1 protein-coding gene is annotated in these 258 nt (G+C 57.8%); it reads left to right on the plus strand.

Features of this window, described 5'->3' with window-relative positions; translation table 11 throughout:
• Positions 1-258 (plus strand): ATP-dependent Clp protease proteolytic subunit (locus ACFRAK_RS28595; protein WP_394573129.1); only part of this gene is annotated, 258 nt, incomplete at both ends.

The raw sequence follows: 258 nt of genomic DNA on the forward strand, positions 1-258 counted from the left end.
CTGCTTCCATGGGCGCATTCCTGCTGAACGCAGGTGCCAAGGGCAAGCGTTATGGCCTGCCTAACAGTGAGATTATGATTCACCAGCCGCTTGGCGGCGCACAAGGTCAAGCCACGGATATCGAGATCCGTGCTCGCCGCATTCTCAAGATGCGCGATAAGCTGAACCGCATCTTGTCCGAGCGTACCGGCCAACCGCTGGAGCGCATCGAGAAGGATACCGATCGTGACTACTTCATGACGGCTGACGAAGCCAAGG

It is taken from the genome of Peribacillus sp. NPDC056705 (assembly GCF_043656335.1).